The organism is Dehalococcoides sp., from assembly GCF_041654235.1.
Classification (GTDB): Bacteria; Chloroflexota; Dehalococcoidia; order Dehalococcoidales; family Dehalococcoidaceae; genus Dehalococcoides; species Dehalococcoides mccartyi_B.
The window spans coordinates 1-9809 of the sequence record NZ_JBAZDW010000045.1 but is presented as its reverse complement, the minus strand read 5'-3'; the positions used below and the strand labels follow the sequence as shown (position 1 = coordinate 9809).

Annotated in this window: 9 protein-coding genes; 4 read left to right on the top strand and 5 right to left on the bottom strand. The window is 48.7% G+C overall.

Features of this window, described 5'->3' with window-relative positions; genetic code table 11:
* From WC259_RS06145 to WC259_RS06125, 5 genes are all read right to left on the bottom strand, one after another.
* On the bottom strand, positions 1–882 hold an 882-nt coding region (locus WC259_RS06145), incomplete at its 3' end, for an acetyl-CoA decarbonylase/synthase complex subunit delta (protein WP_372643627.1).
* 35 nt (positions 883–917) lie between these two features.
* Positions 918–1808 (bottom strand): bifunctional 5,10-methylenetetrahydrofolate dehydrogenase/5,10-methenyltetrahydrofolate cyclohydrolase, encoded by an 891-nt coding sequence (locus tag WC259_RS06140; RefSeq protein ID WP_015407018.1) that lies wholly within the window; start codon positions 1806–1808, stop codon positions 918–920.
* Positions 1808–2590 (bottom strand): AAA family ATPase, encoded by a 783-nt coding sequence (locus tag WC259_RS06135; protein ID WP_015407019.1) that lies wholly within the window; start codon positions 2588–2590, stop codon positions 1808–1810. The genes WC259_RS06140 and WC259_RS06135 overlap by 1 nt, the downstream gene beginning before the upstream one ends.
* A complete protein-coding gene (locus tag WC259_RS06130; protein WP_077998038.1) occupies positions 2587–4509 on the bottom strand; it encodes an ASKHA domain-containing protein in 1923 nt (640 codons plus the stop codon). Before WC259_RS06130 ends, WC259_RS06135 begins: the two co-directional genes overlap by 4 nt.
* Positions 4510–4546: 37 nt before the next feature.
* The gene (locus WC259_RS06125) at positions 4547–6340 is read right to left on the bottom strand and encodes a formate--tetrahydrofolate ligase (protein WP_081042567.1); all 1794 of its coding nucleotides are present in this window, start codon (positions 6338–6340) and stop codon (positions 4547–4549) included.
* A 130-nt stretch (positions 6341–6470) separates the two neighbouring features.
* Between WC259_RS06125 and WC259_RS06120 the strand changes: the two genes are divergently transcribed.
* From WC259_RS06120 to WC259_RS06105, 4 genes are all read left to right on the top strand, one after another.
* Positions 6471–7052: a hypothetical protein gene (locus tag WC259_RS06120; RefSeq protein WP_015407022.1), complete on the top strand. Its 582-nt coding sequence runs from the start codon at positions 6471–6473 to the stop codon at positions 7050–7052.
* Positions 7015–7350 (top strand): hypothetical protein, encoded by a 336-nt coding sequence (locus tag WC259_RS06115; RefSeq protein ID WP_012984280.1) that lies wholly within the window; start codon positions 7015–7017, stop codon positions 7348–7350. Before WC259_RS06120 ends, WC259_RS06115 begins: the two co-directional genes overlap by 38 nt.
* Positions 7351–7426: 76 nt before the next feature.
* Positions 7427–9223 (top strand): aspartate--tRNA ligase, encoded by a 1797-nt coding sequence (gene aspS / locus WC259_RS06110; RefSeq protein ID WP_372643621.1) that lies wholly within the window; start codon positions 7427–7429, stop codon positions 9221–9223.
* Positions 9224–9242: 19 nt separating this feature from the next.
* Positions 9243–9809 (top strand): trigger factor (locus tag WC259_RS06105; protein ID WP_372643618.1); only part of this gene is annotated, 567 nt, incomplete at its 3' end.

The window sequence follows — 9809 nt, the reverse complement described above, 5'->3', positions numbered from 1 at the left end:
CAGTATGTCTGCCCCGGCAATAAGTAAAATGGCGGCAGACATGGCCTCTATCATAATAGCCCTTTTTTCAGTATTGCCCAGTTCAGGGCTTTCCGTTTCGGGTATTTTGGCTTCTTTGGTTTTCCAGGCTTCCCGCCCGATATTGCAGATAAGGGGGTATTGAAGGCGTTCGTCTTGCTGGGTGAGCGCAGCCAGACGGATGCGTTCTATCACCGAATACGAATACTCTATGCCGTAGCCTATGCTGCTTACGGTGGGATCCATAATTATTTCATTTGCCGGTACACCCAGATTGCCCAGCAGGATATTAAGCTGTTTAGCCAGATTTATGTCTATGGGGGAGGAGGCGATAATGGTATGTTTATAGGCCATGGCTTGGGCGGCTATCTTCTTGTAGTCACCCTCTTCTACCGGCCCAAGTATAAGTTTTTTATCCGGACAGATTTCACTTATCTTGCGGAGTACCTCTGTATCCTTCTCATGGTTGGCTGTTCCCCAGACTATCAGGGGCACGTCTACGGCGTTTGCCACTTCACGGACTATCTTTGCGGCCTCTTCGGCAGAGCGGTCAAGCCCGTTCGGGTCAGTACTTTCCAGTTGGAGGCAGATAATTTTTGCCTCGTAGGTGTCAACGCACTTTTTAGCCCAGCTGACCGGGTTGTTTACCGCATCTCCAAAGGGTTTTAAGGCGTCTGCCGGCCAATCTAAGGGCGGAGTATCCTGTATCTCCATGGCAATCTTAGGTTTACGGGGCATATCCCCCTCAAACAGGTAGAAGGGCAGGGCAGTTTCACCGCCTACGGTTACGGATTTTGGGCCGTCACCCAGAGTTATTTCCCTGATACTGCCGCTATAGTTGATTTTAGGTGTTTCAAATGCCATAGATTTTCCTCCCTGCAGGGGTTAAAAATATTTTGCTATTTTATCAGGCCGGCCGCCCGTTTGGCGGCGGTCAGGGTATTCAGCATAAGCATGATGATAGTCATGGGGCCCACGCCTTTAGGCACAGGGGTGATGGCAAAGGCCTTTTCTTTTACCTCTTCAAAATCCACATCACCGGAAAGTATCCGCTTGCCTTCGGGGGTGTAGCCTATGCAGGTTGTGCCCACATCTATTACCACCGCACCTTCTCTGACCATATCTGCGGTAATAAACTTGGGCTTGCCCATGGCGGCTACCAGTATATCTGCCTGTCGGGTTATTTCAGGCAGATTTTTAGTGCCGCTATGGCAAATAGTGACGGTGGCGTTTGCCCCCGGTGCTTTCTGAAGAAGTATATTAGCCAGCGGCTTGCCGACCAGATTGCTCCTGCCCACAATAACCACATGAGTGCCCTCTATTTTTATGCCCGAACGGATAAGCAGTTCCTGAACGCCATGCGGGGTGCAGGGCAGGAAACAGGGTTCACCAAGGCACATTCTGCCTACGTTTACCGGGTGAAAACCGTCTACATCTTTATCCGGGTTTATGGCGTTTAGAACCAGATTTTCTGAAATTTGCACAGGCAGGGGTACCTGTACCAGAATACCGCTTATCTTTGGATCTGCATTCAGCTTGGCAATCAGGGTCAGCAAATCCTCATTGGTGGCGTTCTGGGGCAGAGGGTGATGTTCTGAATATATTCCCAGATTCTGGCACATTTTTATTTTTGAATCTACATATGAGTGTGAGGCAGGGTCATCTCCTACCAGTACTGTGGCTAAACCGGGTACTATGCCGGCTTTAGCCTTCAGGGCAGTTACTTCACTGCGTATTTCTTCGCGGATGGCGGCGGCTATTTCAGTGCCGTTTATAATATGTGCGCTCATTATTCTGATACCTCTGTAAGGTTTTTAATACCAAGGCGGCTTGTTAGTATTTTGGCTACTGCCTGTACTGCCGGGGAATTGTCAGGCAATTTAAGCAGGGGAGTCTGTTTCAAGTCAAATTCCCGTATCATTTCATCTGCCGGCACTGTATCTGTATAGGCTATGCCCAGCTTGTCAATTTCCTGTCCAAGGCGAGGGTCAAGTGTGCCGGAGACCATGTTTATAATAACCGATATCCGGTTGACGTTAAGTTTCATTTCATCTATCAGCTGGCGGATACGTCCCAGTGTACGCACCCCTTTGACCGAGTGGTCGGATATTATAAAGAGGTGGTCTACATTTTGGGTGGTGCGGCGTGACAGGTGCTCCATACCGGCCTCGTTATCCATAACCACGTAGCGGTAGTTTCGGCTGAGCTTGTCTATATAACTGCGGAGGATAGTATTAGGGTAGCAGTAACAGCCGTCACCTTCGCCTCGTCCCATGCTTATCATATCCAGCCCATGGCTCTCTGCCAGAGTGGTGTTAAGCTGGTATTCCAGATAGGCTTCCTTGGTTATGCCTGAGGGCAAGTTCAGCTTGGCTTTGTTAAAGCTGGCTATCAGCCCGCCCACAGTTTGGGGCACGCATAAACCCAGACTTTCACCCAGATTGGCGTTGGCATCAGCATCTACCGCCAGTATGGGGGTGAGAGAGTTTTTTAAAAGCTGGCGGATGATAAGGCTGGAAACGGATGTTTTGCCTACCCCGCCTTTACCTGCCAGTGCAATAGTATAGGTCAAATACGGCCTCCGTTAAATTTGCCCAGAGCGGCATATACCTCAGGGAAATCCGTAGATTTGGTATGAGGCAGGAACATAGACGCCATATAGTTGTCCATAAAACTTACGCTTTCAGATAGCTCTACATTGGTCATCATTTTGGCGGCGGCAGAAGCTTCTGTCTGGGCATTTTTATCAAAGGCACACAAACGGGCACCCGCCAGTGAGCCATTACCCACAAATATAAAATGTTCTTCCGGAAGTTCGGGAAGCAAACCTATATTGATAGCTTTTTTAATATTCAGTTTGGCACCGAAAGTTCCGGCAATAATCACTTTTTCAAGGTTTTTAAAATTTGCCCCGGCATTTTCCAGCAGAGTTTGGTAACCGGCGTACATAGCCGCCTTGGCACGGATAAGGTTGTCTATATCTACCTCTGACAGGGTTATATCCTGTCCCTGCCCGAATTCACGGCCAAAAGCCAGTACATATTCGTAGCCGTCAGCACCTTTGCGCAGGCGGCCAGTTTTAATATGGGTATTATATTTGCCGTTTTGCCCCAGCAAACCGCAGTTTAGCAGGGCGGAAACTGTATTTATGAGCCCAGCACCGCAAATGCCCTTGGGATTGCCACTGCCCATCACGCTCAGTTTTGGCTCAAAACTTTGGGGTCCAAGTTCAATATCTTCTATAGCGCCAGGTTTTGCCAGCATACCGTTCTTTATGCCGCCGCCCTCAAAAGCCGGGCCGGCCGAACATGAGGCAGTTAACATAAAGTCTTTGTTGCCGACAACTATTTCGCCGTTGGTACCAATATCTATATAAAGTACCAGCCCTTCCCTATGGGGGATATTGGTGCTGATTACCCCAGCCACAATATCTCCGCCCACGTAGCTGGCCACACAAGGCAGGGTGTATATATATGCCTGCGGGCAGATGCTTAGGTTTATATGCCGGGCAGGTATAAGCGGCAGTTCGCTTGCCAAAGGGACATAAGGTGCAAGCCGCAGGTGTTTGGGGTCAAGCCCGTAAAGAAGCTGGGTAATGGTAGTATTGGCGGCTATGGTTGCAAAGGCAATGTCACTTGCTTCAAGACCGCACTCGGAAAGCATGGCCTGTCCCAGATTGTTAAGGGTATTTACCACGGCTTGCTGAAGCTGGTTAAGCCCGCCTTCTCTGGCGGCATAATTTATCCGGCTGATAACGTCTTCGCCGAAGGGTATCTGACCGTTATACTCGGTGGCTTGAGCCAGCACCTGAGATTTGGTAACCTCCAGCAGTTGCCCGCGAACACCGGTAGTGCCGATATCAAATGCAAAAGCATATGTTGTGAGTGTTTGGTCTCCCGGCTGGATATTTATTATTTTTACCCCATTCGGGGTTTCCAGCAGGCTTACTGTTATTTTCCAGTTCTTTTCCCGCAGGGTTTCAGAAAGGCTTGAAAGCAAATGATAATCTATATCAGGCTCGGTTGGGCAGAAAGGTTTAAGAAAACGTTTTAACCTGCCAAGGTCACTTGAGTTGTCTGCTCCGGATGGGGGAACAAGCTTCAGAAAGACCTTTCTCAAAGGCAGAACGGGTTTGTTTTTGACAGACTCAGGCCGGCTTTGCAGGGTGCAGCTTATGGCATCACCGCTTATGGCGGTATCAAAGCGTGATTCTGCCAGTATCTCTACCGTTACGTTTGAAACCAGACGGCTCTGGCAGGCCAGCCTTATTCCCTGGGCAAATTCTTCAGCGCTTATCTGGAGGTGGTCTTCGCACTCCAGTTCGCCTTCTATCAGTTTTATACGGCAGCGTCCGCACACGCCTTCGCCCCCGCAGGAGGCACACAGCCCTGTTCCGGCGATAATAGCCAGATCCAGCAGGCTATCCCCCTTCTGGCCATTTATAACTCTATGGCCGGGCTCAAAGCAGACGCTAAATTTTTTCTCGGTCATCTTACTATTTTACCAATTTTAAGCGGATAAGACTAATTTAGAATAATCCTTTCACCTTGCCGGTTTGGGTGTCTACATCTATCCGCCTGAAATTCGGATCAGACGAAGTGCCGGGCATAAGTTTGATATCTCCTGCCACCGGCACTACCAATCCTGCCCCCATGTAGGTGAGTATATCCCGTATCGGCAGGGTAAAGCCGCTGGGGCGTCCTTTAAGTGCAGGGTCATGTGAGAGGCTCAAGTGGGTTTTGACCATACAGGTTGGCATAAACTGGGTATCACCCATACTTTCTATGCGGGCCAGTTTTTCCATGGCAATTGGGGTATATGAAACGCCGTTTGCCCCGTAAACCTTTCGGGCAATGGTTTCAATCCGCTTCTTCAGGGGCATATTTTCGGGGTAGAGAAAATGAAAATTATTTGGTTCGTTACAGGCATCTGTTACCGCTTCGGCCAGTTCGGTTGCCCCGTCTCCGCCTTTTGCCCAGTGATGGGAAACGGCTACTCTGGCTTCTGCCTGTTCAGCCGTACGGCGGATAATATCTATTTCCTCATGGGTGTCTGCGGCAAAGTGGTTTATGCAGACCACCGGGTTTATGCCTGCGGTTTTTACTGTTTGGATATGGGCAAGCATATTTTGGCAGCCTTTTTCCACCAGTTTCGTATTTGGGGTGGTGTAGGCGGGGTCAAGGGGTGCACCCGGTGTTACTTTAGGTCCGCCGCCATGCATTTTTAAAGCCCTTGCTGTCACCACAATTACTGCGCAGTCTGGTTTGAGACCGCTCAGACGGCATTTTATATTCCAGAATTTTTCAAAGCCGATATCTGCCCCGAATCCGCTTTCAGTTACGTGGTAATCAGCCAGTTTAAGTGCCAAACGGTCAGCTACAATGGATGACTGCCCGATTGCAATATTGGCAAAAGGCCCGGCATGTACAAACACCGGCTGGCCTTCAATAGTCTGAAGGAGGTTCGGGTTTACCGCCCGAAGGAGAAGGGCAGTAATGGCACCATCTACTTCCAAGTCTGCGGTAGTAACTGGTTCATCATTTTTACGGTAAGCTACTATTATTTTGCCCATGCGTTCCCGCAGGTCAGAAAGGCTGGTAAAAACCGAAAGTATAGCCATTACTTCTGAGCTTACAGATATACCAAATCCGGAGGGCATCCGGTATCCGTCTGTTTTACCGCCTATCCCCATAATTATTTCCCTAAGGGACTGGGCGCAAAAGTCCATTGCCCATTTCATTTCCACTCTAGAGGGGTCTATATCCAGCCGGGTCAGGTGTCGGCTGGATAGAAATTCATCAGTATTGTTGGCTTCGTGCTGAAGCCGTGCCTGAAGGGCGACCATAGCCAGATTGTGGGAGTTGGTAACGGCGTCTATATCTCCGGTCAGTCCCAGCGAAAATGGTGAAAGCGGCAGACACTGGGAAAGCCCTCCCCCAGCCGCCGAACCCTTTATATTAAAGGTGGGGCCGCTGGAAGGCTGGCGGATAGCCCCGGTTACTTTCTTGCCCAGCTTGCCCAGTCCCTGCACCAGCCCCATAGTGGTAGTGCTCTTGCCTTCACCCAGAGGGGTAGGGGTAATGGCGGTGACGTCTATATATTTGCCGTTCGGTCTATCTTTCAGGCGGGCAAGTACCCCTGCAAAATCCACTTTGGCAATGTATTTGCCGTGGGGAATTATTTCATCTTCAGTTAAACCCAATTCCATGGCCAACACTTTTACCGGCTTAAGAAAATCCTCAGCCTTTTCGGCTATTTCCCAGTCTTTCATCAGGACGGGGTCAAGCTCTTTTAAGTGGAATTCGCGGTCATTTACAGCCAAAATATTGCCTCGTAAAACCTTCAAAAGGTATTAAACCCAGTATATCAGACAGACCCTATTTTGCAATGATTTAAACATAGAAAAAAGTATCGGTCAGAGTTTTTTCGGTTTCTTCTGGTATAATGAATATATGCACGAACTATTGCCCTTTTACGGCAAACGTCAGAAGTCATTTCTGAAGAACTATATGCGTCTAGCTTCCCTTGGCCGCTGGCCGCTTATCGGTGCGCTGGTAAAGAAATATGCCAACCATTATGCTCGAAAACAGCACGGCGGGTATTTACTTAATTTGGCTGAAGCTAAAGATATACTGGATATGTCTGAAAATATTTATCTCGGGCCTTGCAGCTGCCGGGAGGTTTTTAAAAACTGTGATGCCCCGATTATGGCGGAGATAATAATAGGGGCGGGGAGACACGTCTACCGTGACACACTTGAAAATTTCAAACCGGTCAGCCGTGTTGAGGCAATGGCGGTTATTACCACCTGCCAGCAGGCAGGGCTGATGACTACCCTGGTACATTGCAAGGAGCATTTTTATTCCATATGCAATTGTTGCCGCTGTTGCTGTGTGCCTTACCGTTTGAAGCATCAGTACGGCATAGAGTTTGCTCTGGTACGGGATAAAAATATTGTTACCCGTTTTGCCGAGTTTTTAAAGGAGGAAGGGCTACATGGAGTACCGCAAGACATACAGCCGGATAAAACCTGAGCTTCTTTTTGATACCTTAAAAGACCTGATAACCAAACAGGGCGGGCATTTGGTCAGTTCCAACAGTGACAATTACTCCGTAATGGATTCTTCGTCTGATTTTATTTTCAAAGGGACTATGGCTTTCAGCCAGTCAAAAAACGGTTCCCCCGCCTGTGCCAGTGTGTACGTGATGGGGTCTGAACGCAAGGATAGCCGGGTAATACTGGATATAGAGGCAGGTGCTTTCGGTGAATCGGCTATAAAGTGCCTGCTGGATGAGGTAAATTTTTTGCTGGGCGAATATGAAAAAATATAGCTTTCAGCGTTTGAACAAACACCATGTATAGGATATAATCTTCTCTAATTGTCTTGACTAAATTTAGAAGGTGCGCATGCTTAAAACTCATAGCTGTGCCTTAACTCAGGAAAATGTTGGCACTGAAGTTACTCTGGCCGGTTGGGTACACCGCCGCCGTGACCATGGCGGGGTTATATTTATTGACCTGCGTGACAGGGAAGGCATTGTTCAGGTGGTATTTAACCCGGAACAGTCCGCCGCCTGTCTGGATATTGGCAAAGAGCTGCGGAGTGAATATGTTCTGCAGGTAAAAGGCGTTGTCAGTCACCGCCCGGCCGGTACAGAAAATAACCGCATGCCTTCCGGTATGGTGGAAGTGGTAGCCGTCAATGCCAAAATCTTAAATGCCGCCAAAACTCCTCCTTTTTATATTAATGAAGAAGTAGAAGTGGATGAGAGCCTGAGGCTCAAATACCGCTATTTGGATATTCGCCGTCAGGGCATGAAAAATAATCTTATTATCCGCCACAAAGCTGTCCGCTTCATGCGGGAGTTTTTAAACGATCAGGGTTTTATAGAAATTGAAACCCCCATCCTTATTAAAAGCACACCTGAGGGTGCGCGTGACTATCTGGTGCCCTCACGCCTGTTTCCCGGCAAGTTTTTTGCCCTGCCCCAGTCCCCCCAGCAGTTAAAGCAGCTGCTGATGGTGGCGGGTATGGAAAAATACTATCAAGTTGCCCGCTGTTTCCGTGACGAAGACCTGAGGGCTGACCGCCAGCCTGAGTTTACCCAGCTGGATATGGAGATGAGCTTCGTTGACGAAGAAGATATGATGAAGTTGATGGAAGACCTGTTTACCGGGTTGGTAGCCAGTGTCCGCCCTGATATGAAATACAATAAAAAGTTTCCCCGTATCAGCTTTGCTGATGCTATGGAGAAATACGGCTGTGACAAGCCTGACCTTCGCTTTGGTATGGAACTGGCAGATATTACCGATATAGGTGCATCTTCGGCCTTTGGCGTCTTCAAAAATGTGGCTGCTCAGGGTGGGGCTATCAAGGCTATTTCCGCCCCCGGTTGTGGTGGTTATAACAAGAGCCAGCAGGAAGAACTTATAAATCTGGCCAAGAAATACGGTGCGGCCGGGCTGGTACCTATTTCACTGGGTGTGGAAAACGGAGTGCTTAAAGACTTGACTATGGAAATGGTTAAATCCGTAGCCGCCAAGTATCTGGCGCTGGAAGAAATAAAGACCATCGCCGAACGTTCCGGTGCTAAGCCGGGTGACCTTATATTGATTGTGGCTGGTGCCCGCAAGATGGTGAACACCGTACTGGGTGAAATGCGAAACCAGCTGGCAGTAAAACTGAATTTATGTGATAAAAATGAACTCAGTTTTGCTTTTGTAGTAGATTTCCCCCTCTTCCAGTGGGATGAGGAAGGCAAACGCTGGGATTCGGTTCATCATCCCTTTACCGCCCCACTTGAGTCTGACATGCCGCTTATGGATACAGACCCCGGCAGGGTAGGCAGCCGGGCTTACGATGTAGTCTGCAATGGATATGAGATTGCCGGCGGCAGTATCAGAATCCATCAGGCAGACCTGCAGAGGAAAGTATTCCATCTGCTGGGGTATAATGATGAGCAGATAGATGAACGCTTTGGCCACCTGTTGGAGGCCTTTGAGTTTGGCGCACCCCCTCATGGCGGTGTTGCACCGGGTATAGACCGTTTTGTAATGCTGTTGGCAGGGGAAACTTCAATACGTGAGGTTATATCCTTCCCCAAAAATCAGGCCGCTCAGGACTTGCTTTTTGGAGCTCCGTCAGTAGTAGATGACAAGCAAATAAGGGATTTACATATCCGTATTCAAGCGGAAAAAGAATAGTTTTTTGGATTGAGGTGCCATGAAAGTAACAGATAAAAAGATAGAGGGCTGTCAGGCCAGCATAACGGTAGAGATGGATTCAACCGAGGTTGAAGAAGGTCTTTCCAAAACATACCGCCGTCTGGTGAAAAAGGTGGAAATTCCGGGTTTTCGCAAAGGTAAAGCCCCCAGAGATGTGTTTGAAAAATATGTCAGCCGCGAAAAAATGTTGGACGAACTGGTAGATGATATCGTGCCGGAAGCCTGCCAGCAGGCTATACAAGACGAGGAGATAAAACCCTTTGCCACCCCCAAGGTAGCTATGGTTACCACCGACCCCTTTGTTTTTTCTGCCCGCATACCACTGCCTCCGGTAGTGGAGCTGGGTGATTATAAAACCATAAGAGCTGCTAAAGAGACGGTAGAGATTGCCGAAGAAAATATTGATACGGTAGTAGATCAGGTACTCCATCAGCGAGCCACTTGGGAAACAGCGGAACGTCCTGTCAAAATGGGTGACATGCTACTTATGCAGGTTGAAAGCACCCTTAATGGCGAACCCTATCTGAACCGTGAGGATATGCAGTATTCAGTTCGGGAAGAGGCC